A 26,540-nucleotide genomic window follows, 5' to 3' on the forward strand; every position below is an offset into this window, starting at 1 on the left:
GTAAAGAACAAAGGCGCTTAAGCAGAAAATTCCAGGTAGGAACAACACCAAAGGTGTATGTTCCGAAAGAAGATTTTGATATCTCGGAAACAAAAAAGCAGGCAGTTCGCTTGCAACAACCCGTAGAAGAAAAAGACCAGAAACAACTAGTGAACCTACCCAAGACACGATCTTCAAATGACTGGTGGGTTTCCGGGTCGGGCTATCTTCCATGATGTAGAATTACTCAAAATGTATAAATTTTTCAACGGTAGCAAAGTTCGCTGAGCAGACCTTGACCGAATTTTCATCGAAATCTGTTTTTCAAGGGTGAAGACCCTCTTGAAAATTTTTGAGATAGTCGTGGGTTTAAATGCCCATCAATCTGAGTGCTGACGAGTGGCGGTATAACAATGAAAGAAGGCGCGCCGGGCAGGGCGCGCCTTCTTTGATCTTGGTATAGTGCTGGAGCCTAGGCGGCCTTTGCAGCCTCGCCGCCGAACCGTGTGTAAAAGCTCTGACCCTTGTCACCCATTTCGCGCAGCAGCGCAGGGGTTGCAAAACGGTCGCCGAATTTGGCGGCCAACTGGTCACAGCGCTCGGCAGCATAGGGCGAGCCGATGATATCGAGCCAGCTGAACGGACCACCGGACCATGGGGCAAAGCCCCAGCCGAGGATCGCACCCACATCACCTTCGCAAATGTCTTCGAGAACATCCTCTTCGAGCGCGCGAACAGCTTCGAGAACCTGAGAGAACATCAGTCGGTGCTGCACTTCGATCAGGTCAGGTTGGTCATCGACAGGCGCGTATTTCTCGCCCAGACCGGACCACAGGCCAGTCCGCTTGCCCGCATCGTCATAGGCATAGAACCCAGCCTTGGCTTTGCGGCCCAAACGATCGGCATCTGCCAACCAGAACAAAATTTCGTCTGACACGTCGTTGTCATAGGCGTCGCCCATCGCGGCCTTGGTCGCTTTGGCAATTTTGACACCCAGATCGATCGACGTTTCGTCACACAACTGCAACGGACCCAGAGGCATGCCCAGCATCTTGGCTGCGTTCTCGATCAATGCGGGCTGTACGCCCTCGGCAACCATACGGATGCCTTCGTTGATATATGGGATGATGCAGCGGTTGGCATAGAAGAACCGCTCGTCATTGACCACAATCGGTGTCTTGCGGATCTGGCGCACATAATCGAGCGCCCTCGCCACTGCCACTGGACCAGTCTCTTTGCCTTTGATGATCTCAACCAAGAGCATTTTGTCGACGGGTGAGAAGAAGTGGATGCCGATGAACTGCTCTGGGCGCTTGGACGCTTTGGCGAGGCTGGTGATCGGCAAGGTCGAGGTGTTGGTCGCAAAGATCGTATCTTCACCGACAATGGCCTCGATTTTTTGTGTGACCTCGGCTTTGATTTTTGGGTCCTCGAACACGGCCTCGACGATCAGATCAACGCCAGCCAAGGCTTCGTAGTCTGTTGTTGCGTTGATCAGCCCTAGAACGGCCTCCTTTTTCTCTTCGGTGGCTTTTTTGCGGGAAATCCCTTTGTCCATATAGGCGGTCGTGTAGGACTTGCCCCGATCTGCGGCCTCTTGGCTATTGTCGATCAGCACGACCTCAATGCCGGCAAGCGCGGAAACCAGCGCGATACCAGCCCCCATCATGCCAGCGCCAATGACGCCGACTTTTTTGACGGTTTGGTCTGCCACGTCTGGACGGTTGGCCCCTTTTTCCAGCGCCTCTTTGTTGATGAACAAGCTGCGGATCATTGCCGAAGAGCTTGGGTTCATCAAAACATTGGTGAACCAACGCGCTTCGATTTTGATCGCAGTGTCGAATGGAACCATCGCGCCTTCGTAGACTGCCGACAACAGAGCTTTGGCTGCTGGGAACGCGCCTTGGGTCTTCCCGTGGACCATTGCAGAGGCGCCGACATAGGTCATGAAACCTGCAGGATGGTACGGCGCACCACCGGGCATTTTGTAACCCTTTTCATCCCATGGCTTGACGATTTTTGGCTCGGACAGGACCCACTCTTTGGCGCGGTCCAGCAATTCACCTGCCGGTACAACGTCATCGATCAGACCAGCTGATAGCGCCTTTTTAGGATCGCTGAGTTTACCCTCGAGCAAGAACGGCGAGGCTGCCATAGCGCCCATTTTGCGCACGAGACGCGTGGTGCCACCCATGCCAGGGAAAATGCCAACCATGATCTCGGGCAGGCCCAGCTTGGCCTTTGGGTTGTCGGCCACAATGATGCGGTGACACGACAGCGGGATCTCAAAGCCGATGCCCAAACCTGTGCCCTGCATGGCGCAGATGATTGGCTTGCCGCCCTTGTTCTTGTCGTCCATGCCGCCGCGCTCGATCTTGCGCAGGATCGCATGGCTGGCCATTAGGCCGTCCATCAAACCCTTGGCAGGGTTGTCGCCAGCGCTTTCCTTCATCTTGGCAATGATGTTCAGATCCATACCACCGGCAAAAGACCCGTCTTTGCCCGAGGTGATGATCACACCATTGACAGCGTCGTCAGCCAACGCTTGGTCAATCAAGCCGTCCAGATCAACGAACCCTTGTTGGTTCATTACGTTCATCGATTTGCCAACCGTGTCCCATGTGATGGTCGCGACACCATCGGAATCGGTGGTCATTGTGAAATCGGTCATGTCTTGGGTCCTTCTTCGGAAGAATGAGCTTTGATTGGTGATGGCACCTTGGTGGCCAGCGCAGCATTTTGTTCGGGGCTGTCGGCAATGGCGTATTGCGAATACGCAACTTGCCAGTAGCCGTCGATCAGTCTGAGGACTGAGAAACAGGGATAGGGTTCTTGGATCAATTGATGGCCGCGCAACAGGCGGGTCTCGTGGGTCGCTGCGACCGTATCATGGGCCATAAATTCGGCTTTGACGCAGTTTCGTACAATCTCGGTGACGCCGATTTTGTCGTAGTGCGCGCGCACCGCATGAAAGATCGCTCGAATTTCTTCGGGATCGGAAATCATGCGGCGACCGTCAAAGGTTTCCATCTCTTGTGGCAATTTGAACAACGGAATGAATGCTTCAAAATCCGCTGCCTCCATGGCCGCACCGGTCTTTTCCAGCAAGTAGTTTGAGACCTCTAGCGCAGTTGAAAAAATTGGGTCGGCCATGTTGTTAATCCTCGATTTTGCTACCGTCACAACGGGTGAACGCGGCGCCGGACTCGTCAAATTTCACCATCATGTCGATGTCAGAATAGTGCCCAACTTCTGTTTGAGTATGTGTGCCGACAACGACAAAGCTCGCCACGGAATCTGTCCGGTTCGCGAGGTGGTGGCCATTGGCGTCGCCAGCTGGGAACGCCGCGCACTCACCCATGTGCAATTCGGTTTCACCATGATCATCAATCAGCGTACAGACGCCGGCTGTGATAACCAAGAATTCATCCTGATTTTCATGCCAGTGCCGCAAGCTAGACAGCGCACCAGGTGCCAGATGGACAAGATTTGCGCCAAACTGCGTCAGCCCACCAGCCTGCGATAGCGACTGCTTGGACCGACCATCCATTTGCGAAGCGTGCTTTGCTGGATAGGTCGATCCTGAGGTGACCGGGATTGCGGTGAGGTCCAGCTTTGGCATTAGAGACGCTCGATGATTGTCGCAGCACCCATGCCGGATGCGATGCAAAGGGTCGCAAGTCCAACCTCTTTGTCCTGACGCTCAAGTTCGTCCAGCAATGTGCCGATGATGATCGCGCCAGTCGCACCCAAAGGGTGGCCCATTGCGATTGATCCGCCATTGACGTTGACCACCGAAGGATCGACATCAAACGCCTGCATAAAGCGCAAGACAACCGACGCAAAAGCTTCGTTCACTTCGAACAGATCAATGTCGCTGATCGCCATGCCGTGGTCTGCGAGAATTTTCTCGGTGACGGGGACGGGGCCGGTCAACATGATGGTGGGGTCTGTGCCGATTTTGGCAGTTGCGCGAATGCGCGCACGTGGTTTCAGACCGTATTGTTCGCCGAACTCTTTGTTGCCGATCAAAACACCAGCTGACCCGTCGACTATACCAGACGAGTTGCCCGCGTGGTGGATGTGGTTGATCCGCTCGAGGTGCGGGTACTTCATCAGCGCAATCTTATCAAAGCCCGGCATATGCTCGCCCATCATCTGGAAAGACGGGTTCAACGACCCAAGGCTTTGCATGTCTGTTTGTGGGCGCATGTATTCGTCACGGTCCAGAATTTTGAGACCGTTCTGGTCTTTGACCGTGACGACGGATTTATCGAAATGACCTGCATCCCATGCCGCTTTGGCGCGGCGCTGGGATTCAACAGCAAGACCGTCTGCGTCGTCACGGCTAAAGCCGTATTCTGTCGCGATGATATCTGCCGAAATACCTTGGGGAACAAAATAGGTGACCATTGCAACCGACGGATCGACGGCAATCGCCGCACCGTCGCTGCCCATCGCAACACGGCCCATCATTTCAACGCCGCCCGCGATATAGGCCTGACCTGCGCCGCCTTTGACTTGGTTCGCTGCGAGGTTCACAGCCTCCATGCCGGACGCACAGAAACGGTTGATCGCCAGACCAGGGATAGATTGGTCAAGGTTCGAGGCCAAAACAGCCGTCCGCGCGAGGCAGCCACCTTGCTCGCCAACTTGGGTTACGTTGCCCCAAATCACGTCTTCGACGGCGTGGCCGTCCAGATTGTTGCGCTCTTTGAGAGCGTTCAGAACACCTGCGGACAGGCGAACGGATGTGACTTCGTGCAAACTGCCGTCTTTGCGGCCCTTACCACGTGGGGTGCGGATCGCGTCATAAATATAGGCTTCGGTCATGGGTCTCTCCGGTTCTTCAGGCGCGGTCAGCAGGGCTGCCGGGCATCAGGTCATAGGGGTGTTTCCAGCCATCGAGGCCTTGGATATTCGAAAGCCAACGATCGATGTTGGCGTGATCTTTGCGCTCGAACCCATAAGGTTCGGGGTAAAATAGATAACTGCAGCACGAGATGTCGGCATTGGTCAGACCGTCACCGACAATCCAGTCGCGTCCTGCCAAATGTGCGTCGAGCACCGCATAGGCTGCCGCAAGACGCCCTTGGGTAAAGGCGATTACCTGCTCTGGGCGTTTCTCTGCTGGCAAAAAGTTCATCAAGAACCGTGTCATGCCTGCTTGCGAGCTTAGTTTGTGATTGTCCCACAAGACCCAGCGCAGCACTTCGTATTTGTCAGCTTCAGCGCCGCCGAATTTGCCGGTCTTGTCGGTGATATACTGTTGGATCGCACCCGATTGGGACAGCGTCATATCGCCATCGACCAAAACGGGGGCCTCGGCCATTGTGTTGACCTCTTTCCATTCTGGCGTGCGGGCCGCACCGCTAAAGAAATCGACTTTGACGGCTTCCCAATCGAGACCGCTGAGTTCAAGCGCGAGCGCAGCCTTGAAAGAATTTCCGCTTTCGCCAAAGCAATGCAATTTGATCGTCATGTCGCGTCCTCCCAGACGGTGTTTAGCGTTTTCGCGCGTCCAACTCGGCGTTGAACAGGCGCAGGCGGTGCCCAAAGGTTTCTTCGTCCATCACGCTGTCGAAATTCTCAAAGAGAAAAGACAGAGCTTCGCCTTCTTCCAACCCGCTGTCTTTTGCGAACCGCTTGAGCCGACGATAACCGTCCTCGGTCATGGCGATATTTGTGCGGCGTGTCAGTCTTAGGCGTTTGGGCATGAAACCTCTCGTATAGTTGGAAGCGACAACGGAATGTTGCCGCCTCCGGTCAGTTTAGAAACTCGCAGCATCAAGTGCCATCACAGTGTCGGCACCTGTCTCGATCCGTGCAAGGTGCATGGTCGTGGCAGGCAACTGACGCGCCATGTAGAAACGGCCTGTTGCCAACTTGGTTTTATAGAACTCGGTGTCGGACGCACCGCCTTCAAGTGCTTCTAGCGACGCTTTGCCCATCTTTGCCCACATCAGCCCTATGCAGACGTGACCGAACATGGTCATAAAGTCGTAAGAACCCGCCAACGCGTTATTCGGGTTCGTCATGCCGTTTTGCATGAAATACATAGCGGCCGATTGCAGATCCTTGGATGCCGCCTTGAGCGGATCGAGGAAGTCAGCTTTGAGCGCCTCGTTGCCTTTGTTCTCTTTGATAAAGGTTTTGACCATCTCAAAGAACGCCATGACGTGCTTGCCGCCGTCTTGGGCCAGTTTACGCCCAACAAGATCCAGCGCCTGAACACCGTTTGCACCTTCGTAGATCATTGCGATCCGCGCATCGCGTGCGAACTGTGACATGCCCCATTCTTCGATATAGCCGTGACCGCCATAAACCTGCTGTGCAGCCGTGGCGTATTCAAAACCTTTGTCGGTCTGGAAGCCTTTGATGATCGGTGTCAGCAGGGAAATCAGGCCATCTGCATCCGCGTCACGCATTCTATGGGCCCGGTCGATCAGGTTGGCACCCCAGTATGTAAAGGCACGCGCTCCTTCGATGAACGACTTTTGCTCCATCAAGTTGCGGCGAATGTCTGGGTGCACGATCAGCGGATCAGCTGGGCCTTCAGGATTTTCTGTGCCTGTTACAGCGCGACCCTGCAAACGGTCGTTCGCGTAGATCACTGCGTTCTGATAGGCGGCTTCGGCGGCGGCATAGCCTTGTAAGCCAACACCCAAACGCGCCTCGTTCATCATGACGAACATGGCACGCATGCCTTTGTGCTCTTCGCCGATCAGATAGCCGGTTGCTTCGTCATAGTTCATCACACAGGTCGAATTGCCGTGGATGCCCATTTTCTCTTCGATCTTGCCACAGCTTACGCCGTTGCGCGCGCCGACTGATCCGTCGTCGTTGACGAGGAATTTAGGCACGATGAATAGCGACACACCTTTGATCCCGTCAGGACCGCCGGGGATTTTCGCCAGCACAAGGTGGATGATGTTGTCGGACATGTCGTGCTCGCCCGCCGAGATAAAGATCTTTTGGCCCGACACTTGGAACGATCCATCGTCTTGCGGTACCGCTTTGGTCCGCATCAGTCCAAGATCCGTGCCGCAATGCGGTTCGGTCAGGTTCATTGTGCCAGTCCATTCGCATGATGCGAGTTTCGGCAGATAGGTTTTCTTTTGCTCGCCCGAGCCATGCTCGAGGATCGCGGAATAGGCGCCATGGGTCAGACCCTGATACATGTTGAACGCCATGTTCGCCGACACAAACGGCTCGTTGACCGCGGTGTGCATGACATAGGGCATGCTTTGGCCGCCAAACTCTTCGCTGGCATCCAGAGCGGTCCATCCGCCTTCACGCATTTGGTCAAACGCTTCCTTGAAACCTGTGGGCGTGCGCACCACACCGTTTTCCAACACGCACCCTTCGGTGTCGCCAACGACATTCAAAGGCGCCAACACTTCGTTGCTGATTTTGCCCGCTTCTTCCAGAACCGCACCGGTAAAGTCACGGTCCAGTTCGGAAAACCCAGGGATGTCCTGTTCGCTGATCTTCAACAGATCGTGCAGAACAAATTGCATGTCTTTTGTGTTGGCTGTGAAACTTGGCATGTTGGTCGGGCTCCTTTGAGAGTTGTCTTAGGCGGGTTCGACGGTCCGGCCCATACGGGCCAGCGCCGCGGCGCCCCATTCCATTTGATCTTTGAGTTCGGCGATGGCCTCGTCCAGTTCGCGGTGCTGGTCTTCCATCTCGCGCAGATGACGTTGGGCGACACCGTAAGTTTCGGCCAATTGCAGTTCTTGGCTTTCGTCGCGGTCATATAGATCGAGAAGCTGGCGGATCTCTTCGAGGCTGAAGCCAAAGCGTTTGCCGCGCAAAATCAGCTTGAGCCGCGCGCGGTCGCGTTTGGTGAAGAGCCGCTTTTGACCGTCCCGCTCAGGGAACAAGAGCTCTTTGCTCTCGTAAAACCGCAAGGTGCGCGGGGTCACGTCAAAAGCGTCACACATTTCTCGGATCGTCATTTTCATTGTATCTGGCGTCATAGTTTCGGGTCCTCGTTACGACAGTATTTGAGGTCGATCTGAGGTGTTGCTCTTATTCTTACAAGAATAGTTGACGCGAACGTAAACGTAACGCCGCGTCATTTCAGAGTTGACGAAAGGTCAGCAAAAAATTTGCGCCTCAAACAAAATTTTTGAAAAAGTGAAAAATCGGCGAAAACCTCAACAAAGTAAAGTTTTCCGTACCTATTCGACGCGGCACATCGCCCGAATGACTTTAGCGACTCAGACTTTTGGACGTTTCATCACGTAGCTGTTGCAGCTCGGACATCGTCTCGTCCAACTGGACACGTTGCTCTGCCAACCCGCTCAATTGGCGATCTGCCAGCTCTAGCCATGCCTTCATTTGGGCTTCGTTGCCCTCGTGTTCGTAGATCAACAACCACTGACGAATGTCCTCTAGCGCAAAGCCAAACCGGCGCCCGCGTAGGATCAATGTCATCCGTGCAGATTCTTTTGGGCTATAATACCGTGTGCGACCCTCTTTTTCAGGTGTCAGCAATTCGATGTATTCGTAGTACCGCAATGTTCGCGGCGTTACGTCGAATTTGGTGCACATCTCTTTAAAGGACAGGCGGTCTTCGGCCATGGCGGTATCTCCCTATCCGCAAAGGTAGAGTGTTCCTCTCCATCGGGCAAGACGCCACGCGACGACACTCTTGATCGTGATTGCGCTTGCGAGTGCCCAGCGGCTGTCCAATAAACGCGGCAAAGGAATTCAAAATGCCCGAACTCACCCAAAAGGAAAAAGAAACCGTCGCCCGCACGTTTATTGGTGCGTTGCCGCATGCGATCGACCTTGGGATGAAGCTGACTGATATCGGCGACGGCACAGCCACGATCCAAATGCCGTATGACGAACGGTTGATCGGCGATCCCAAGGCCGGTGTCATCCACGGCGGTGCTGTTTCGGCATTGATGGACACCTGTGGTGGCGCGGCAGTCATGTCGCATCCATCGGGTCCGATTTCGACGGCAACTCTAGATCTGAGGATCGACTATATGCGTGCGGCCACCCCGAACCAGCCCATCACAGCGATTGCAGAATGCTATCACGTGACGCGGTCTGTCGCCTTTGTTCGCGCGACCGCGATGGACGCCGACATCGATCGTCCGGTGGCCACCGCCACGGGCGCCTTTACCGTTAGTTATCCGAAATGAAGACACCTGAACCCCTTCAGCAGATCAAACACCGCCGTGATGCCGCGCTGGGTGCGTTGGTTGGTGGTGTGCCCTACATCAACTATCTGGGTGTTAAGTTCGACAGGCGCGGTGACGAGCTAACCGCGACGCTGCCGTTTGCAGAGCGGTTGATCGGCAACCCGATGCTGCCTGCTTTGCACGGCGGGGCAACCGCCGCGTTTCTTGAGATCACGGCGATTATTGAACTGAGCTGGTCCACCCTATGGCCCGATATCGAAGCCGAATGCATTGATCTGGAAAATGCGCCGCTGCCCCGTTTGCCCAAGACGATTGATTTCACAGTCGACTATTTGCGTGCGGGCCTGCCACGAGACGCCTATGCCCGTGCGCGTGTCAATCGTTCGGGCCGGCGCTACGCCAGCGTCCATGTCGAGGCATGGCAGGACAACCGCAGCCGTCTCTTTGCCCAAGCGACCGGACATTTCTTGATGCCTGCGCGAGATGGCTGAGACCGCACTCACCAACAAACGTGTTCTCGGGATTGCGATTCCGATCGTTTTGTCGAACGCGACAGTGCCGATTTTGGGCGCGGTTGATACAGGCGTGGTTGGTCAGCTGGGCGAGGCAGCCCCGATTGGCGCTGTGGGCATCGGCGCGGTTATTTTGTCGGCACTCTATTGGATTTTCGGGTTTCTGCGGATGGGGACCACGGGCCTTGCGGCCCAAGCACTTGGGGCAGGGGACAAGGCTGAAAACGCGGCCCTGCTCAGCCGTGCGTTGCTGATTGCAGCGACCGCAGGCAGCGCATTGATCTTGCTGCAAATCCCGTTTTTCTGGGGCGCCTTTAAATTGGCCCCGGCCAGTGCCGAGGTCGAAACACTGGCCCTCAGCTATATGCAGATCCGCATTTGCTCGGCCCCCGCCGCAATTGCGATCTACGGCATCACCGGCTGGTTGGTCGCCCAAGAGCGCACCCGAGGGATTCTGTTGATCCAACTCGTGATGAACGGCACGAACATCTTGCTCGACTTGGTGTTCGTCTTGGGGTTCGGATGGGGCGTCGAAGGCGTCGCTATTGCGACCTTGATCGCGGAATATGGCGGGCTCGCGATAGGCCTGTGGCTGTGTCGCGGCGTGTTTGCAGGCACCGATTGGCGCAGCCGTGCGCGGGTGTTTGACGTCGCCCGCCTGCGGCAGATGGCCGTGGTCAACAGTGCTATCCTGATCCGTTCGGTGCTGCTTCAGGCGATCTTTGTCAGCTTTCTGTTCTGGGGGTCTGACTTTGGCGACGTCCAATTGGCAGCAAACCAAATCCTGCTGCAATTCCTGTTCATCACTTCCTATGCCCAAGACGGCTTTGCCTTTGCAGCCGAAGCGTTGGTTGGCCAAGCCTTAGGCGCGCGCAAACGCGCAGCACTGCGCCGTGCGGCCAAGCTATCGTTGCTATGGGGGTTTGGGACCTGCATTGGACTGTCGTTTGTCTTTGCAGTGTTTGGCCCATTCATCACAGACGTTATGGCGACATCACCGGACGTGCGCGCCGCGTCACGGGTCTACCTGATCTATATGGTGTTGGCCCCTCTGGTGGGATGCCTTGCTTGGATGATGGACGGGATTTTCATCGGCGCAACCCGCAGCCGTGACATGCGAAATATGATGATCATTTCTGCGACGTTCTATTTCGTGACGATCGTGCCGTTGATGAACACCTTTGAGAATCACGGGCTGTGGATTGGTCTGCTGCTTAGCTTTGCGGTTCGGGGGATAACGCTGACATGTCGCTATCCCGCGCTCGAGGCCCAAGCGGACAGCTAAATCACAGCCAAGCGCCGCGATCCGTGCCCACCGCGTCGGCGACGTTAGAATAGCCGTCAGCCTCTAGCAGAGTATCCAGTTCTTTGGCGATCTTACCGGCCAATGAAACGCCGCTGTACACCATCGCCGAATAGAGCTGCACAGCAGACGCGCCGGCCTTGATCTTGGCATAGGCTTGTTGTGCTGATCCGATGCCGCCAACCCCGATCAAGGGCAGGTCCGTCATCGTCGACAACTGGGCCAGAACTCGTGTCGATTTTTCAAATAATGGCTGCCCTGACAGACCGCCAGCTTGGCCTTTGTGCGCACTGGCCAGCCCGTCACGCGCCAACGTCGTGTTCGTGGCAATGATCCCCGTCAAACCTGCGGCTTGGGCCACCTCTGCCACATCGGCTAATTCATTGGTATTCAAATCCGGTGCGATCTTGAGGAAGATCGGCAATGGCTTGGCAATCGTATCGTTGGTTTCCATGACTTGGCCCAGCAACATGGCCAGCGCGTCACGCCCCTGAAGATCACGCAGCTTTTCAGTGTTAGGCGACGATACGTTGACCGTGGCAAAATCCACATGCCCACCGACGGTCATCAACACCTTTGAATAGTCACTGGCGCGGTCGTCGCTGTCTTTGTTTGCGCCAAGGTTTAGACCAACAGGGACAGCGCTGGGCGAGATATTCAGCCTCCGCGCCATCGCGTCCATTCCGTCATTGTTAAAACCAAAGCGGTTGATGACACCCTCATCCTCGGTCAGGCGAAACAGCCGCGGCTTGGGGTTGCCCGGTTGAGGGCGCGGCGTCGTTGCGCCGACTTCTAGAAACCCAAACCCCGTTTTGGACAGCGGCGTGACAGACTGCGCATTCTTGTCAAAGCCTGCGGCCAAACCGATTGGATTTGCAAAATCCAGCGTGCCGATGCGTGTGGCTAGTCGCGTGCTTCGGACAACGCCGGGTGTCGGGGCCAGCCCAAATGACAGTGCCGCGAGCGCCAGAATATGCGCGCGTTCAGGATCAAACTGGCGCAAGACCTTCAGGCCAAAGGATTCATAAAGGCTCATGTCAGATCCGGGAGTTGGCCGTCGGTGATTGGACGGCACCATTTGACGTCGGACAATTTGAGCGGGCGAAAGATATGCGGGAACAAGGCGTCGCCGCGCGAAACTTCCCATTTCAGGTCGTCGCCATAGTCCGCCTCGTTCAGCGCGGCCAGCATCAGACCCGTCTGTCCGGCAAAGTGTTTATCTAGCGTTTCCTGTGCCTGCTCGGCCGTGGATGTGTGGACATAGCCATCAGCCAAATCAATCGGAGCACCCTCAAACACGCCGCTTTCGTCAAAGGCGCGCCACTGGTCGCCGGTCAGGATCTTGTAAATCATCATGCCCGTCTGATGCCTCGCGTCCTGCGTGGGGTCAATATCTAGGCGTTGGTTTTTAAAGACGTTCGGAACGCCCGCATGTCATGCGGCAGTTACAAGCTGACGCTACGCCACTTAACAGCGATCCTTTGACTCATCGTGCCCAAAGGGTCAGTCTGTTGGAACAACAACCATAGGGGGACATTATGTTCACACGATTCCTGACATCCGCAGCGGCTTTGGCTCTGACGGCAGGTGCGGCCTCTGCCGACTACACTTTGACCGTTTTGCACACCAATGACTTTCACGCGCGCTTCGAGCCCGTCTCGAAATACGACAGCCCCTGCTCATGGGAAGACAATGATGCTGGTGAATGCTTTGGCTCATCCGCGCGTCTGATCACAGCGATCGAAGAGGCACGCGCCCGCACAAACAACTCGATCCTTGTGGATGGCGGCGACCAGTTTCAAGGCTCGTTGTTCTATACATATTACAAGGGCGCAGTAGCGGCTGAGATGATGAACCAGATGGGCTATGACGGCATGACCGTCGGCAACCACGAATTCGACGACGGCCCAGAGGTTCTGCGCGGCTTTGTTGACAGCGTGAGCTTTCCTATCTTGATGTCCAACGCGGATTTCTCGGGTGAGCCTCTGATTTCGGATGCGATCCAGAAATCGGTCGTGATCGAGCGCGGTGGCGAAAAGATCGGCATGATCGGTCTGACACCCCAAGACACTGACGAACTGGCCAGCCCCGGCAAGAACATCATCTTTACCGACCCATCCGAGGCAGTACAGGCCGAAGTCGATAAGCTGACTGCAATGGGCGTTAACAAGATCGTTGTTCTGTCGCACTCTGGCTATGACGTGGACCAAGCGGTCGCTGCGAACACCACCGGTGTCGACGTGATTGTAGGCGGTCACACCAACACATTGCTGTCGAACACCAATGACCGCGCCAAAGGTCCGTACCCCACAATGGTTGGAAACACCGCCATCGTGTCGGCCTATGCATATGGCAAATTCTTGGGCGAACTGAAAGTTACCTTTGACGATGACGGCAACATCACCGAGGCATCGGGCGAGCCGATCAGCATCGATGGCACCGTGACCGAAAACGCAGCCGTGAAATCGCGCATTGCGGAATTGGCCGGACCTCTCGAAGAAATCCGGACCAAGGTTGTCGCCAGCTCTGGTGGCGTTATCGAAGGGGACCGCGCTGTTTGCCGTGTTCAGGAATGTTCGATGGGCAATCTCGTTGCTGATGCGATGTTGGCACGTGTGGCTAACCAAGGTGTGACAATCGCGATCGCGAACTCGGGCGGGATCCGCTCTTCGATCGACGAGGGTGATGTGACCATGGGCGAAGTGCTGGCCGTGCTTCCGTTCCAGAACACGCTGTCCACATTCCAGATCTCGGGCCAAGGTGTCATCGACGCGCTTGAGAATGGGGTCAGCCAAGTGGAAGAGGTCAAAGGTCGCTTCCCTCAGGTCGCAGGCATCACCTTTACTTGGGACGCAAGCATTGCCCCCAACGAAGGCCGGATTGTCGAAGTGATGGTCGGTGGTGCTGCCATTGATCCCGCTGCGACCTACAGCGTTGTGACCAACAACTACGTGCGTAACGGTGGCGACGGCTATAAGATGTTCTCATCTGACGGCTTGAACGCCTATGACTTTGGTCCTGATCTGGCTGATGTTCTGGCCGAATACATGGCCGAGCAAGGTGCCTATACCGGCTACACTGACGGACGCATCGCGCAGAAATAGGCGGTTTATCCTAAGTATCACGAGGCGCGCTGGGCAACTGGCGCGCCTTTTTTGTATGCGGGTTCAGGGCGCGCTGATGGGGCGCAAATCTAGATCTAGATGGCCCAGCCGCATGGCGCAATTTGCAACCAGACGCTGGTTCTTGAGCGTGGACCGCGCTAGCCTGACCCCATGTGCGGTCGCATGGCGATAACTCTTCCTCACGAGGCGATGGTTCAGGTCTTTGACGCTGTGCCTTCAAACGACTTGCCCCCCCAAGAGAACTATAACGTCTGTCCAACCGATCCTGTTGCGGTTGTGGCGTCGGATCAGGGGCGCAGACTGCGGACGATGCGGTGGGGGTTCATTCCGCATTGGTACAAGAAGCCAAACGACGGGCCATTGCTGATCAATGCGCGCAGCGAAACCATAGCTGAGAAACCCGCGTTTCGCGCGGCCTGCCGTGAACGGCGATGCCTGATCCCTGCAGATGGGTTTTACGAATGGACCAAGGCGCCCGAGGGGGCTCGCCTTCCTTGGTACATACATCCCAACGATATGGGCCCTTTGACCTTTGCAGGGATTTGGCAGAGTTGGAGCAAGGACGGCGAGACGTTTGATACCTGCGCCATAGTGACGACGCCCGCCAATGACACCATGAGCCAAATCCATCACCGAATGCCCGTGATTTTACCGACAAGCGATTGGTCAAAGTGGTTGGGCGAAGACGGAAAAGGCGCGGCCACGCTGATGCGTGCCGCGCCCAATGACGCATTGTCGTTTTTCCGTGTCGACACGGCCGTCAATTCGAACCGTGCCTCAGGCGCGCAGCTGCGCGATCCGATGACTGATTAGCTGTTCGGAGCAGGCGAAAACGACAGTTCCCCCTGAAAACCCCAGCTGTAGTGATCGTTTTGGAATTTGAGCTGTGTGTTCGAATTGATCGTGACCACGGACTCCCCAAGGGGAGCCATCCAGCCTGTGTACCAACGGTTATAGTGTCGTGTGGCCTTGATTTGAACATTCCGGTCCATCAAGTTCACAAAACGGACGGTATCTCCGGCTTGGAGATAGGTCACATATGGGAAAAACTCACCATGGTGAACTTCGATACGGTGCTCGACCGCCTGAACCGGCGAGGCCAAAATAGCCAGAGCAACCCCCATCGAGAGTGCAATTTTCTTAAGCATCTAAATGCTCCTTTGTGCGTCGGTCCCACCCAGCGACAAAGTTATTCAGGCACTCAGCTAGTTGGTGATTTTGGCAAAGATATGGCGGATTCGAATTATTCTGGCTGTTCCGCCAGCACTTTTTTAGCCACGCGAAAGCACTCAAGCGCCTGTGGAACACCGCAATAGATGCCAATCACATGGATGATCGCGCGGATCTCTTCAGGCGTGACACCATTGGTGATCGCACCACGGCAATGGATTTCCCATTCGTGCATCTTACCCAAGGCGCCGATCATCGACAGGTTCATCATGCTGCGTGTCTTGGCAGGGATCACATCATCACCCCAACCAAAGCCCCAACACCAAGCGGTCATCGCCTCTTGAAAGGGACGGGTGAAATCATCAGCGGCAGCGAGGTTTTTCTCGACATATTCCGCACCCAATGTGCCTTTGCGTTGCTCCAAACCTTTGAGAAACAAATCTTCGTCAAAAACACTCATGTCGGGTCTCCTGTTGGTTCAATGTCAAACCCGTCCGGTTTGGGCAGGTCGTCGAGCGAGGCCAGCCATGGCACCCGCTCACCCCAAACACAATGACTGGTCGGGGAATAGAGTTCTGGATCGTTTAGTGTTGCTGCTGCGATGTGAATTTCACCGGGCCACAAATCGGATGCATAATACAGTCGTGTGCCGCAGGTCGCGCAAAACCCACGCCATGTTCCGGGCGAGCTTTGGTAGTGGTTAATCTCACCCTGCCAATGCACTGCGTCAGTTGTCGCCCCGATGAACGCCGAAAACGCCGATGACGCAGCACGTTGGCAGCTCTCGCAATGACAGATCAAATTGCGATCTGGTGCGCCTGAATATGTCCAAGTCACCGCCCCACATAAACATTTGCCAGTGAAATCGATCATTTTGGCCCCCGTGTTTGTCTTAGCCCTGCACGCCGCGCTGGCACCTGTCCAGAACAATTGCTCCCAACGTCAGTTGCTGATTTCGACCTAGATCGCCCGCACGCGATGTGGTCTCGTCACACTCAAACGAACAAACCTATGTGGAGACGCCTGATGACACTGCCTGATACAATGCGCGCTATGGTGACGATGGGCCACGGAGAAATCGACCAGATGGTGCTGCACACAGATTGGCTGCGCCCAGAGCCTGCACCTGACCAAGTGTTAGTACGTGTCGGTGCGTGCGGTTTGAACAACACGGACGTCAACACGCGTTCGGGTTGGTATTCCAAGGCCGTGACCGAGGCGACAACTGGCGGCGCCTACAACACGGTTAATGATGAAGACCCGACATGGGGTGCAGCCCCGATTAGTTTTCCGCGTATCCAAGGCGCCGATGTGTGCGGCGAAATCGTGGCTGTTGGTGTGGATGTTGACCCCGCACGGATTGGCGAACGTATCATCACCGATAACTGGCTGCGTGATCCTGACGATCTCGAAAATCTGAACAAAACCGGCTATTTCGGGTCAGAATGCGATGGTGGATTTGCGGAATACACTGTCATGCCCTCTCGCAACGCCCGCGCGGTGAACAGCCCACTCTCCGATGCAGAACTTGCGACATTTTCCTGTTCTTACTCGACAGCCGAAGGGATGCTGACCCGTGCGAATGTTACGGCACAGGATACGGTTCTGGTGCCAGGTGCGTCCGGTGGCGTGGGTGGCGCATTGGTGCAATTGGCCAAACGCCGCGGCGCCCGTGTGGTCGCGATGGCGTCCGAGGCAAAGCAAGCTGACGTGGCCAAGCTGAACCCAGATTTGATCCTGCCACGTGCGCCTGATGATTTGCGCGCCGCACTTGGGGACGTACAGATCACCGTGGTCGCCGATGTTGTTGGGGGTAGCTACTGGCCTCAGTTGATTGATGTGATCGAACGGGGTGGTCGCTATACCTGTTCTGGTGCAATCGCGGGGCCGATGGTCGATCTGGATTTGCGGACGCTCTATTTGCGCGATCTCACATTTACGGGTTCAACAGTCATTCCTGCACAGGTCATGACAAATATGATCGCGTATATCGAAGAGGGTGCGATTGCGCCGGTTTTGGCTGCAACCTACGCGCTTGAGGATATTCATGCGGCTCAAACAGCGTTTATCGAAAAAACGCACACAGGAAATATCGTTGTGACACCCTGAACGGGCCAAACCATTGTTGACCTCTGAAATCGCATGGCATAGCTAGCGCATACTGAGCGCGGGTATGGTGAAATGGTATCATAAGAGCCTTCCAAGCTTAAGGTGCGGGTTCGATTCCCGCTACCCGCTCCAGCTTCCTCTCGATTTTCCCTTAAAAACATAGATTATCAGTTATAATAACAGATACGGGGTCATTTTACGGGAACGCTTTAGGGAGCGCTTTGCGGTTTTCGGGGAGTTTTCGGAGGTCTGCTACTCAGCATCGCTTCACAAGGTTGATTTCGTCAGAAACGTCCCTGCATGGTTCGTCAAAAGCGTCGAAAACGAACCAAGCTTCGTCAAAAACTGGCAAACTCCTCGGTGGAAGTGTTCCCATAGTACCCGTAAGGTCAGAAAAGGGAGCCGAAAGATGTCCAAGACTAGCCAAGACAAGTTGCCAAAGTACGTGTTCAGGACTGCCTTTGGTGTGTTTCGCTTCAAGCGCAACGTCCCGAAGGACATCCGCGAAGTGTCTGACAAGGTGTTCTTCTACAATTTTCTGAAGTCATCACTCGTTTGACAGTGGAACAAAGCCGTCTACTCTCACCGAGTAAATCAGAAAATTCATCAGCAGCAGCCCATCGCGTGCAGAATCGTGTCAACTCTTCCAGAAGGCAGGCGTTGGCGTATCATCAAATCTAGTAACGTTGCGTTGATCCAGCAGTTGGGGCACCTGTGCAGGCGTGAGAGCACCACTGACGCGATCCTTACGGAGATAAGTTGCTTCGACCAACGGTGGGATATCGCGGCCTTTAAACTGGTATAAAGGGGAAAAGTTATTGGCGTGTAGGTGGCACAACACGTGGGTGTCTGTCAACTTGCGCACCGTTGTCGACATTTTGTCGAATTGTGCACGGTCAAACACCTGATCCAAGTGGTGAAACTCAACCAAAATAATGCGAAACTGGTTCAGTATTTCATCTGAAACGGTATTAAAAACGTCATATTCAGCTCCTTCTATATCGATTTGTAACAACAGATCATCGCCTGGCTGCGTATGTGCACTGACCCATCGGTCTAAAGTGATGGTGTTGTCTTTGTTTTCCATTCCTAAAAATTTTTGCACGAACGTCATGTTAGAAGGCATACCCTTCGGCGGCTCAATCGACGCGTCTGCGAGATAGCAGGCATTCACTCGATTGGACATCTCTAGGTCGAATCCCAGCGTGTCGGATACACCCGGAGAAAACACTGCACACAGTCCGTCAAGATCGTTCGGCACCAGATACCCGCCGTCTAGGTTGGGACCAATTCGTACCAGCTCATGCTGTGTTTTGTAAGGTGTAAAGAGCTCAAAGAATTTCTGCACTTCGGACCATGGTACGGCCCCCACTGCCACCGCTTCTTGTGCGATCAGTGCATTGTTGCGAACCGCATGTGCATTCCGTTTTCGACGGTTGTTTAGTCGCGATAGTATGGCCTTCAACTTCTTCACTGCTATTTCCTCCCTGTTTGTATGTGCAAACTCCTGCCTCGAGAAAACCACACAGTGTATGGGGCTATCGCCCGCCTGCGCCGGAAACCACCATCTCGACGGACCAAAGGCCAGTCATGCACTAACTTTCAAATTCAACAATCAGGTGGGGCTGCTCACAGAAGTTAGCTCCAAACGAGTAGATTGATGACAACTAGCCTTATATCCTTTGGTATACAAAAACACCAAAAGGGTATCATGATGAGTCTTCCCGTTTTAACAGTGAGTATAGAACAAATGAAGACACCGATGATTGACGTGTGTAAACTCTTCCAATTGCGAATGTCACCCAAGACGTGATCGCAACATCTTTTAAAGGAATTCTGGCTGTGTCAGTTATGCTAATTGTTGAGCGCCATCTTCACCACGAAATGGGACACCATCCTGGGCAAATCAAGTCAATCGCGGCGTTTAGTAACGCCGATGACATTCATGTTGTGACTTGGTCAGGCTTGAAGCAATTTCCTGCTTCAGCTTTGCCATCCAATCGCCGCGAGCACTTGAAAGTTCATTATGTTCTCGAGACTTCATCCGCATTAAAAGAGATCGCTGATGTAGAATCGCTTACGGTGTCTGAGGCCCAAACGCTAGCTCGGATTGTGTCAGAAAGTGGCGCAACCCGTGATGACGTTATAGTTGTTCCGACTGCGTCTGCTCATGATCTGAGAGTAGCGATTACTCTGGCAAAAACCGATGGCCCAAAGATTATTTTGCGTATTATAGTGCTCAGAGCTCTTTATGAGCTGTCAGAAGAGCATCGGGATTCTGTTCGCAAGTTTCAGCTTGATGGCCGTATCCACTTGTCGTGTGAAACGGAAGAAATGCAAGATGCGGCGCGCAGTCAATACAACTTAGCCTGCCACTGTGATTTTATCTTACCGTGCAATATCTTGCCAGATGATGGAGTATCAGAGAATTTGCGTGGCGCATCGTTTCGAGTTGGTATGTTGGGCGGCCAGCGTCGGGAAAAAGGAAGCCGCCGGCTACGCAGCTTTGTAAGAGCCATTCGCACCCAAAGTCGAAAGATGAATTCGCCACCAAAAGTGACACTAGTCGTCCAAACAACGCCTAAAAAGAAGCCGATGAGAACTCTAATCACACTAAAAATTTTGTTGTGTGCAAAAATCTTACCGGGCTATCCAAACGTCGAAATGCTCTGGGGCGCACAGTCTAGCAAAGACTTCCACAGTGTCTTATGCGGACTAGATTGCGTTCTGCTCCCTTATGAGCTCGATCGATATACCACCAGCGGGTCAGGCATGATTATTGATGCGGTCAACGCTGCTCTCCCTGTTATCCGAACGCGCGGAATGGCGATGGCAAAATGCCTGTCGTTCGGAAATGGGATTGAAGCAACATCTGATGATGAATTTGCCAAGGCGATCTTAGACATGGCCGCTAACCCCGCACCCTATAATGCGGCTACACAACAGGCCCGGATAGCAATGCACGCCCGTTATGCTAAATTCCCATTTTGTCCGTCGTCAGAGTTTTTGGCACCAAAGGCCGCGTAAACTAAGAGAGAGTTTGTCTCATCTGGTTGGTTTGATTACCCGGCGCGTTGGCGGTGATGCAAGCGGCGCGTTTCGTTTGATCCTTTCCCTTTGTTGTAGAATGACTTTGTCGCGTCCGAAGTAGACGTCGGCGGGTGTGAAGTTGCGGCAGGTTGAAGTTTTGATCGAGCAATGCATGCCTCGGATTAACGCAATCAGACAGATCAGCGTTACTGACCAAACGTATTATCGCTAGAAGAAGAAATAAGGCGGAAGCATGTCCAATTTGAAGGCTAGGCAGCTATTTTGTGCGACGTTTGCGAGTAAATCCATGCAACCTGCGGCGGACCGTGTCGGGCAGCAGGCTGCGAATATGGGGGTATTTGATGATTTCAAACGCTATGACGAGACGATGTTGGACAGCGACTTCCTGTCTCGCTTTGGAAGCAAAATACACAATAATGTGCGCGGGTTCGGCTATTGGTGCTGGAAGCCGCAGACCGCCCTGCAAACTCTTGCGCAGATGAGCGAGGGGGGGTGCTGGTTTACGTCGATGCGGGCTGCCACCTTAACGTAGGTGGCTTGCATCGCCTTGGTGAATACGTGCAAAAGCTGACCCCTGATGCCCCGATACTGGCATTTAAATATAATAATGCAAGTCAGGATGAGGCAATACGTACACGATACATACCGGATTGGTCGAACAGAGATTGGACCAAAGAGGATTTGTTCATAGCCAAAAAATATCCAGCAGAATATCAATCACCACACCCGCTCTAGATACGGGATCGATAGATGCCCTTTCCAGATGTGGAGTAGCCCCCTGAAAGTGGTCCACCATCTGTGATAGTTTTGTCCCGCAAACTGGAGGATCAGCGGTGGGTGGAGAGCGAGAGAAGCCCGAAGAGATAGTATCGAAGCTTCAGCAAGTTAAAGTTCTGCAAGGGCAAGGGATGACGATAGCGGATGCGGTGCGTCAGATCGGCGTGACGCAACAGACGTTCTATCGATAGAGGAAACTGTATGGTGGGATGGGTCGGTCTCAGCTCAAGCGTCTGAAGGAGCTTGAGAAGGTGAACCAACGGCCGCGGCGGGCGATATCCGATCTGACATTGGACAAGCTCATATTGACCAAAGCTGCGAGGGAAAACCAAACATCATTCGAGTTGATAATGGCCCCGAATACATCAGTGGAAAGTTGATGGAATGGGCTGAGAAGCAGAGCGTTAGGCTGGAACACATTCAGCCCCGCAAGCCCCAGCAGAATGCCTATATCGAGCGTTACAGCCGCACCGTTCGCGGCGAATAGTTGAGCCAATACATCTTTGAAACCATCGAGGATGGCAACGGAATGGCTCTGGACTTACAACAACGAGCGACCCAATGTGGGCATCGGCGGCATAACCCCGCCATGAAGCTGAAAACAGCCGCCTGAACTCTACGGCTGGATCCCATTAAAAATGGGGGGATTACCTAACTATCAAGGATTCTTCTATTTTAAGCTATAAGGTGATAGGGAGTGAGAAGAAAAATGATCAAGTCTAGATTAAAGAAATGGGTTAGGCCCTATATTAAAGCCTACAAACACTTTCTTCATTACAATGAGTTGATGAGCTTCTATTGGCCAGTCTTGAGCGAAAATAATGATGACGATTTCAAGGATTTTTGCAATCTATTTACCTTTTACTTATGTGCCTACTGTCCCTCAAATATTCAGCAATCTCACCCAACTAAGTCCGATTGGTTCGGCTCCCATCATAACGCAAAATTAATCCGATTATTGCTGTTAGACCGTGGTAACAAGAACCTTTTTGAAGGTATTATGGCGGCCTTTGCAGCTTATAAAGAATTGGATAACAAAACGTTTCTAGAGGAGGTTATCGCAAGGGCCTTTGTCGAAGGTCACCCAGGTGTTAGCCGAACGTCAAACCTTTTTCGTACAGTCCAATTTTTTGCAACTCATCAATCAGACACCTTTATTTGCCATGGAATCGAGAGTTTGGAAAAATTTAGTGATGATCCAGTGGCAAGATTCCCACCAGTTGATAGCATGCAGGACTTAAGTATTTCGCAAAATGGTCTATTCTACGCAATCGAAACTGATCGCCTGCCCTTGATCAATTGTGCATCAACCCATTCGATAAAAAATCCATGGGATTATTGTAAAGGAGTGATCCCAAAGTCAATATTCCAAGATCTTAAAGGGAAAGTTCTACTTGCACCTGACCGAGATCATTTTTATGCTGAAAGTGATATTTCAATTGACGACTGGTGCTTTGTGTATTTTAGAAAGGCCCGAAGAAAAGGTGTGGATTTTGACATTAATCTGATGCGTCAAAAAATTTCAGAAATTAGAAGTAGTAAAATTCGTATTATTGAATTCGAAACTCTTCAGGCATTCTTGCGACTATTGGCTTTGCTACAGCAGAAATTTGAAATGTTTGAATTAATGAATAACCAGTTTCATCAAGAATAAGAATAATGATCTTGTCGCGAGGTATTTTCAGAACAAATCGTCAGGAGCGAGCAGGGTGAGGCTTTTTTTCGGAAATCGTCTCTTGCGAGGATTCACGGCTTGATTCCAGCGTGCTAGTTGGCGTTTATGAGTAGCCGGAGGCTTTGTCGCACAAATCGGCTTGATCTGGGATTCATCTCATGAATCCAGCTTGATAGCTGGCGGTCATGAGCAGCTGGACTCCGACGACATACAAGTCCCAGAACTGGGCAGAGTATAACCCTTCACTGAAGAAGCGAGGATCGCTTTCGATCTGGTTTGACCCGAAGATGGTGTGGGAGGCTGCACCGTCCGGTCGACGCGGACGCCAGCAAGCTTATAGCGATGCGGCGGTACAGGCCTGTCTGACCTTCAAGATCCTGTTCGGGTTGCCCCTGCGACAGACCAAAGGGTTTGTAACGAGCCTTCTGAAACTCGTTGGGTTGGACTGGTCTGTCCCAGATTGCAGCACCCTGTGCCGGCGACAACGAACCCTGTCCGTTGCCATTCCCTACAGTGGCTCGGCAGGACCATTGCACCTGCTTATCGACAGCACGGGTATCAAGGCTGAAGGGGAAGGTGAGTGGAATGCCCGCAAGCACGGCGGTTCTAAACGCCGCCTGTGGTGCAAGATACATATCGGGATTGATGAGCAAACGCTGGAGATCCGTGCCGTCGAGATCACGAGTAGCAGTATCGGGGATGCGTCCATTCTGTCAGACCTGCTCAACCAAATCCCACCGGAGCAAGAACTCGGCAGCGTTACAGCCGACGGAGCATAAGACACACGCAAATGTCACGATGCGATTGCTGCCCGAGATGCCCGCGCCGTCATACCGCCGCGCAAGAATGCCAAATTATGGAAGCCCTACCCCCCGGGGCCAGAGCGCGCAACGAAGCTGTGAGAGCTTCAAAGTATCTAGGCCGCGCATTGTGGCGACAGGTGACCGGATACCACCGCAGAAGCCGTGTCGAGGCCAAGATGCATTGTGTGAAGTTACTCGGTCAGCGTCTCTCAGCGCGCGACTTTGATCGGCAGGTTGCAGAGATCCAAATCTGCGCTGTGATCCTAAACGCCTTCACAGCGCTTGGCATACCAAGTACCGTTGCTAAAGGCTAAATCCGTCTGGGGTAAGGAGAAGAACGGCCTAAGACCGATTTGTGCAACAAAGCCCTGTCCATTGGGTAATCCCCCCATTTTTAATGGGTCTAGCCGTAGAATTTACGCAGCTGCTTTTGGTTTCATTGCGGGTGTGATGCCGCCGACACCCATCGACATACCCTTGATCGCGTCCCTGTTGCTCACCTAGACGGAACCCTGCTTCGAAAGCTTGTTCGATTGTCTGGAGTTCTTCAGTCTCTTCGTGCGACAGCAGTCGGAAGTTCTCGGAGTACACAGTGCAGAAGTGCTTGTTGCCTTCTTGCTCATCGACCAGCACCTCGAACTGTTCATCATCGGCTTGAATGACTGTTCCTCGAAACGGTCCAACACCGTGGAACTCTGCGATCACAACACGGTCTTCTTCTCTGAAAGTATGGTCCAAAACTGTCTCCTTGGTTGTTGCGAAAACAATGCCCAGAGTGATTCAGTAGAATTCGTCGGTTTTTGACGATTCGCAGCCAGTTTTTGACGCTCGGTCAGTTCTTTTTCGTGGTGTTACGGGGTTCCTGACGAGGTTGTTTTTGAATTTTGCGTCCTAGATGTTTGTTTAAAAATAAATACTTACAGGCTGGTTTGGTTCCCGCTACCCGCTCCAGTCTTTCCCACACGCCGTCTCTTGTCCTGCCTCAGGTGGCGCTTTATGTCCCCAAGTGTGAGTGACACGGAACGGAAGTTAATGGCCGATACGAGCAAACCAACACCGCCCAAGGCATCTGACGACGAACGCGCGTCGTCCAAAGAAATCGGCGCGCTGCGCGGGCTCTTGCCGTATATGCTGCCGTACAAGTTGATGATCGGGCTGGCGACGGTCGCATTGATCGCAACTGCCATCATCAGCTTGATCCTGCCATTGGCTGTGCGGCGTGTGGTCGACAATTTTGATGTGGGTGAGGGCGCGATCCTGGACCAGTATTTTGGTGGCGCGATCGCGATTGCAGGCCTGCTCGCTGTGGGCACGGCAATGCGGTATTATCTGGTGACACGGTTGGGCGAACGGGTTGTTGCAGACATCCGCATGGCCGTCTTTGACCGTATGATCAGCATGTCGCCTGCGTTTTTTGAAAAGGTCATGACCGGCGAAGTTCTAAGCCGCATCACCACTGACACGACGCTGATCCTTAGTGTGATCGGCAGCTCGGTCTCGGTTGCTCTGCGCAACGTCCTGATCTTCTTTGGGGGTTTGGCGCTGATGCTCTTTACCTCGGCCAAGCTGACGGGCCTCGTTTTGCTGATTGTCCCTGCCATTCTGATCCCGATCATGGTGCTGGGCCGCCGCCTACGCGTGCTGAGCCGTGAGAACCAAGACTGGATCGCGTCTAGTTCGGCCAATGCGTCCGAAGCGTTGCTGTCGGTGCAAACTGTCCAAGCCTTTACCCACGAGACGCCCAGCCGTGGAACCTTTGCCTATGTCACGGAAAAGAGTTTTGTCGCGGCGCTCAAACGTATCGGCACTCGCGCTGTGATGACCGCGATTGTAATCTTCCTGATCTTTGCCGGCATTGTTGGTGTTCTATGGATCGGCGCGCGCGATGTCCGCGTCGAGGCGATGACCGTCGGCGAATTGGTCCAATTCGTGATTTACGCTGTTATGGTTGCGGGCGGTGTTGCTGCCTTGACCGAAGTGTGGGGCGAATTACAACGTGCTGCCGGTGCAACCGAACGTCTGGTCGAGCTCTTGAATGCCCAAGACAACGTCAATGACCCCACCCAACCCGCGTTGCTACCTGCGACTGTCCACGGCGATATCTCCTTTGAAGACGTCAGCTTTGCCTATCCATCGCGACCCTCTATCACGGCGCTTGATACTGTGTCTCTGACGGTCAAAGCCGGTGAAACAGTTGCTCTTGTTGGGCCGTCTGGCGCGGGCAAGACGACCATCATCCAATTGCTCTTGCGGTTCTATGACCCGCAGTCCGGCAAAATTACGCTCGATGGTGTTCCGCTGACGGATATGGCGCGTGCTGATTTCCGCAAACACATGGCCTTGGTCTCCCAAGATCCGGTGATCTTTGCTGACACGGCCCGCGAAAACATCCGCTTTGGCCGCCCCGATGCCAGCGATGCCGAGGTCGAACAGGCCGCACGTGCTGCTGCGGCGCATGATTTTCTGACTGCCCTGCCAGATGGCTATGACAGCTATGTGGGCGAGCGTGGCGTGATGCTGTCAGGTGGGCAAAAACAACGTATCGCAATCGCCCGCGCCATTCTGCGTGATGCGCCAGTCTTGTTGCTGGATGAAGCCACCAGCGCGCTTGATGCGGAATCCGAACAGCTGGTTCAACGCGCGGTCGAAGCACTCTCGGCGGATCGGACGACTTTGATCGTCGCCCACCGACTGGCTACAGTGAAACAGGCCGACCGCATTGTCGTGTTTGAAGGTGGCCGCATCGTCGCGACCGGAACCCACGATGAACTTGTGGCCCAAGACGGCCTTTATGCGCGTCTCGCACGGCTGCAATTCACCTCTGGTCAATGGGACGCGGCCGCCGAATAGGCATTTTTCGCAGCGTCAGGCTTGC

At 53.9% G+C, this 26,540-nt stretch carries 27 protein-coding genes, 1 tRNA gene and 3 pseudogenes; 15 read left to right on the forward strand and 16 right to left on the reverse strand.

Annotation, left to right across the window (positions count from 1 at the left end; genetic code table 11):
* Positions 1–451: 451 nt before the first annotated feature.
* The 9 genes from TR2A62_RS16125 to TR2A62_RS16165 all read right to left on the reverse strand — a co-directional run bounded on the left by TR2A62_RS16125 (position 452) and on the right by TR2A62_RS16165 (position 8,568).
* Positions 452–2,650, reverse strand: coding sequence for a 3-hydroxyacyl-CoA dehydrogenase NAD-binding domain-containing protein (locus tag TR2A62_RS16125; RefSeq protein ID WP_009159089.1), 2,199 nt, complete (start codon positions 2,648–2,650; stop codon positions 452–454).
* Positions 2,647–3,132 (reverse strand): hypothetical protein, encoded by a 486-nt coding sequence (locus TR2A62_RS16130; RefSeq protein ID WP_009160729.1) that lies wholly within the window; start codon positions 3,130–3,132, stop codon positions 2,647–2,649. Before TR2A62_RS16130 ends, TR2A62_RS16125 begins: the two co-directional genes overlap by 4 nt.
* A 4-nt stretch (positions 3,133–3,136) precedes the next feature.
* Entirely contained in the window at positions 3,137–3,601 is a 465-nt protein-coding gene (locus TR2A62_RS16135; RefSeq protein ID WP_009159833.1) for a cupin domain-containing protein, read from the reverse strand.
* Positions 3,601–4,812 (reverse strand): acetyl-CoA C-acetyltransferase, encoded by a 1,212-nt coding sequence (locus tag TR2A62_RS16140; RefSeq protein ID WP_009159542.1) that lies wholly within the window; start codon positions 4,810–4,812, stop codon positions 3,601–3,603. The genes TR2A62_RS16135 and TR2A62_RS16140 overlap by 1 nt, the downstream gene beginning before the upstream one ends.
* A gap of 16 nt (positions 4,813–4,828) precedes the next feature.
* Positions 4,829–5,461: a glutathione S-transferase family protein gene (locus tag TR2A62_RS16145; protein ID WP_009157837.1), complete on the reverse strand. Its 633-nt coding sequence runs from the start codon at positions 5,459–5,461 to the stop codon at positions 4,829–4,831.
* A gap of 22 nt (positions 5,462–5,483) precedes the next feature.
* Complete coding sequence (locus TR2A62_RS16150) at positions 5,484–5,696, reverse strand: hypothetical protein (protein ID WP_009160332.1); 213 nt, start codon at positions 5,694–5,696, stop codon at positions 5,484–5,486.
* 54 nt (positions 5,697–5,750) lie between these two features.
* The gene (locus TR2A62_RS16155; protein WP_009159481.1) at positions 5,751–7,529 is read right to left on the reverse strand and encodes an acyl-CoA dehydrogenase C-terminal domain-containing protein; all 1,779 of its coding nucleotides are present in this window, start codon (positions 7,527–7,529) and stop codon (positions 5,751–5,753) included.
* 27 nt (positions 7,530–7,556) lie between these two features.
* Positions 7,557–7,961, reverse strand: coding sequence for a MerR family DNA-binding transcriptional regulator (locus tag TR2A62_RS16160; protein WP_009159076.1), 405 nt, complete (start codon positions 7,959–7,961; stop codon positions 7,557–7,559).
* A gap of 235 nt (positions 7,962–8,196) precedes the next feature.
* Positions 8,197–8,568 carry a MerR family DNA-binding transcriptional regulator gene (locus TR2A62_RS16165; protein ID WP_009160679.1) on the reverse strand — a complete coding sequence of 124 codons (372 nt, stop codon included), beginning with the start codon at positions 8,566–8,568 and terminating at the stop codon, positions 8,197–8,199.
* A 134-nt stretch (positions 8,569–8,702) separates the two neighbouring features.
* On the opposite strand from TR2A62_RS16165, the gene TR2A62_RS16170 reads away from it, so the two are divergent.
* The 3 genes from TR2A62_RS16170 to TR2A62_RS16180 are packed head-to-tail and all read left to right on the forward strand — an operon-like array spanning position 8,703 to position 10,937.
* Positions 8,703–9,140: a PaaI family thioesterase gene (locus TR2A62_RS16170; protein ID WP_009160077.1), complete on the forward strand. Its 438-nt coding sequence runs from the start codon at positions 8,703–8,705 to the stop codon at positions 9,138–9,140.
* Positions 9,137–9,631 (forward strand): PaaI family thioesterase, encoded by a 495-nt coding sequence (locus TR2A62_RS16175; RefSeq protein ID WP_009157429.1) that lies wholly within the window; start codon positions 9,137–9,139, stop codon positions 9,629–9,631. Before TR2A62_RS16170 ends, TR2A62_RS16175 begins: the two co-directional genes overlap by 4 nt.
* Positions 9,624–10,937 (forward strand): MATE family efflux transporter, encoded by a 1,314-nt coding sequence (locus TR2A62_RS16180; protein WP_009158889.1) that lies wholly within the window; start codon positions 9,624–9,626, stop codon positions 10,935–10,937. The genes TR2A62_RS16175 and TR2A62_RS16180 overlap by 8 nt, the downstream gene beginning before the upstream one ends.
* Before the next feature lies 1 nt (position 10,938).
* Here the strand turns inward: TR2A62_RS16180 and TR2A62_RS16185 are convergent, their stop codons facing one another.
* Positions 10,939–11,991: a quinone-dependent dihydroorotate dehydrogenase gene (locus tag TR2A62_RS16185; protein WP_009159200.1), complete on the reverse strand. Its 1,053-nt coding sequence runs from the start codon at positions 11,989–11,991 to the stop codon at positions 10,939–10,941.
* A complete protein-coding gene (locus TR2A62_RS16190) occupies positions 11,988–12,311 on the reverse strand; it encodes a DUF952 domain-containing protein (protein WP_009160400.1) in 324 nt (107 codons plus the stop codon). Before TR2A62_RS16190 ends, TR2A62_RS16185 begins: the two co-directional genes overlap by 4 nt.
* Positions 12,312–12,493: 182 nt before the next feature.
* On the opposite strand from TR2A62_RS16190, the gene TR2A62_RS16195 reads away from it, so the two are divergent.
* Both TR2A62_RS16195 and TR2A62_RS16200 read left to right on the forward strand, forming a co-directional pair.
* On the forward strand, positions 12,494–14,059 hold the full coding sequence (locus tag TR2A62_RS16195) for a bifunctional UDP-sugar hydrolase/5'-nucleotidase (protein WP_009157455.1): 1,566 nt from the start codon (positions 12,494–12,496) through the stop codon (positions 14,057–14,059).
* Between the two features lie 171 nt (positions 14,060–14,230).
* The gene (locus tag TR2A62_RS16200) at positions 14,231–14,893 is read left to right on the forward strand and encodes an SOS response-associated peptidase (RefSeq protein WP_009159210.1); all 663 of its coding nucleotides are present in this window, start codon (positions 14,231–14,233) and stop codon (positions 14,891–14,893) included.
* On the opposite strand, the gene TR2A62_RS16205 is transcribed toward TR2A62_RS16200, so the two are convergent.
* The 3 genes from TR2A62_RS16205 to TR2A62_RS16215 form a co-directional block, all read right to left on the reverse strand.
* On the reverse strand, positions 14,890–15,228 hold the full coding sequence (locus TR2A62_RS16205; protein ID WP_009158659.1) for a hypothetical protein: 339 nt from the start codon (positions 15,226–15,228) through the stop codon (positions 14,890–14,892). The two genes, TR2A62_RS16200 and TR2A62_RS16205, sit on opposite strands and share 4 nt — an antisense overlap.
* 95 nt (positions 15,229–15,323) lie before the next feature.
* Complete coding sequence (locus TR2A62_RS16210) at positions 15,324–15,710, reverse strand: carboxymuconolactone decarboxylase family protein (protein ID WP_009157857.1); 387 nt, start codon at positions 15,708–15,710, stop codon at positions 15,324–15,326.
* A complete protein-coding gene (locus TR2A62_RS16215; RefSeq protein ID WP_040820880.1) occupies positions 15,707–16,123 on the reverse strand; it encodes a GFA family protein in 417 nt (138 codons plus the stop codon). The genes TR2A62_RS16210 and TR2A62_RS16215 overlap by 4 nt, the downstream gene beginning before the upstream one ends.
* Positions 16,124–16,276: 153 nt before the next feature.
* Here TR2A62_RS16215 and TR2A62_RS16220 point away from each other — a divergent pair, with 153 nt between their 5' ends.
* The 3 genes from TR2A62_RS16220 to TR2A62_RS18850 all read left to right on the forward strand — a co-directional run bounded on the left by TR2A62_RS16220 (position 16,277) and on the right by TR2A62_RS18850 (position 17,918).
* Positions 16,277–17,359 (forward strand): alcohol dehydrogenase family protein, encoded by a 1,083-nt coding sequence (locus tag TR2A62_RS16220; protein WP_009160844.1) that lies wholly within the window; start codon positions 16,277–16,279, stop codon positions 17,357–17,359.
* A 58-nt stretch (positions 17,360–17,417) separates the two neighbouring features.
* Positions 17,418–17,491 (forward strand) — tRNA-Gly (locus TR2A62_RS16225).
* Positions 17,492–17,768: 277 nt separating this feature from the next.
* Positions 17,769–17,918 carry a hypothetical protein gene (locus tag TR2A62_RS18850; RefSeq protein ID WP_009160243.1) on the forward strand — a complete coding sequence of 50 codons (150 nt, stop codon included), beginning with the start codon at positions 17,769–17,771 and terminating at the stop codon, positions 17,916–17,918.
* Positions 17,919–17,996: 78 nt separating this feature from the next.
* Here the strand turns inward: TR2A62_RS18850 and TR2A62_RS16230 are convergent, their stop codons facing one another.
* Positions 17,997–18,833, reverse strand: a complete 837-nt coding sequence (locus TR2A62_RS16230; protein WP_009157654.1) for an FkbM family methyltransferase — start codon at positions 18,831–18,833, stop codon at positions 17,997–17,999.
* Positions 18,834–19,168: 335 nt separating this feature from the next.
* On the opposite strand from TR2A62_RS16230, the gene TR2A62_RS16235 reads away from it, so the two are divergent.
* The 6 genes and pseudogenes from TR2A62_RS16235 (at position 19,169) to TR2A62_RS17775 (ending at position 23,979) form a co-directional block, all read left to right on the forward strand.
* A complete protein-coding gene (locus TR2A62_RS16235) occupies positions 19,169–20,386 on the forward strand; it encodes a hypothetical protein (protein ID WP_150103520.1) in 1,218 nt (405 codons plus the stop codon).
* 256 nt (positions 20,387–20,642) lie between these two features.
* Positions 20,643–20,942, forward strand: coding sequence for a hypothetical protein (locus TR2A62_RS16240; protein ID WP_009159705.1), 300 nt, complete (start codon positions 20,643–20,645; stop codon positions 20,940–20,942).
* A gap of 301 nt (positions 20,943–21,243) precedes the next feature.
* Positions 21,244–21,510: pseudogene (locus TR2A62_RS19245) on the forward strand (transposase); the annotation flags it as partial.
* Positions 21,510–21,800: pseudogene (locus tag TR2A62_RS16250) on the forward strand (integrase core domain-containing protein); the annotation flags it as partial. The pseudogenes TR2A62_RS19245 and TR2A62_RS16250, both read left to right, overlap by 1 nt.
* An 84-nt stretch (positions 21,801–21,884) precedes the next feature.
* Positions 21,885–22,841 (forward strand): hypothetical protein, encoded by a 957-nt coding sequence (locus TR2A62_RS16255; RefSeq protein WP_223296131.1) that lies wholly within the window; start codon positions 21,885–21,887, stop codon positions 22,839–22,841.
* Between the two features lie 206 nt (positions 22,842–23,047).
* A pseudogene (locus TR2A62_RS17775) lies at positions 23,048–23,979 on the forward strand (IS5 family transposase).
* Between the two features lie 28 nt (positions 23,980–24,007).
* Here TR2A62_RS17775 and TR2A62_RS16270 read toward each other — a convergent pair.
* Positions 24,008–24,403, reverse strand: coding sequence for a hypothetical protein (locus tag TR2A62_RS16270; RefSeq protein WP_009158208.1), 396 nt, complete (start codon positions 24,401–24,403; stop codon positions 24,008–24,010).
* 294 nt (positions 24,404–24,697) lie between these two features.
* Between TR2A62_RS16270 and TR2A62_RS16275 the strand changes: the two genes are divergently transcribed.
* Complete coding sequence (locus TR2A62_RS16275; protein WP_009157672.1) at positions 24,698–26,515, forward strand: ABC transporter transmembrane domain-containing protein; 1,818 nt, start codon at positions 24,698–24,700, stop codon at positions 26,513–26,515.
* Positions 26,516–26,540 lie beyond the last annotated feature (25 nt).

This window comes from Thalassobium sp. R2A62 (assembly GCF_000161835.1).
GTDB lineage: Bacteria > Pseudomonadota > Alphaproteobacteria > Rhodobacterales > Rhodobacteraceae > Thalassobium.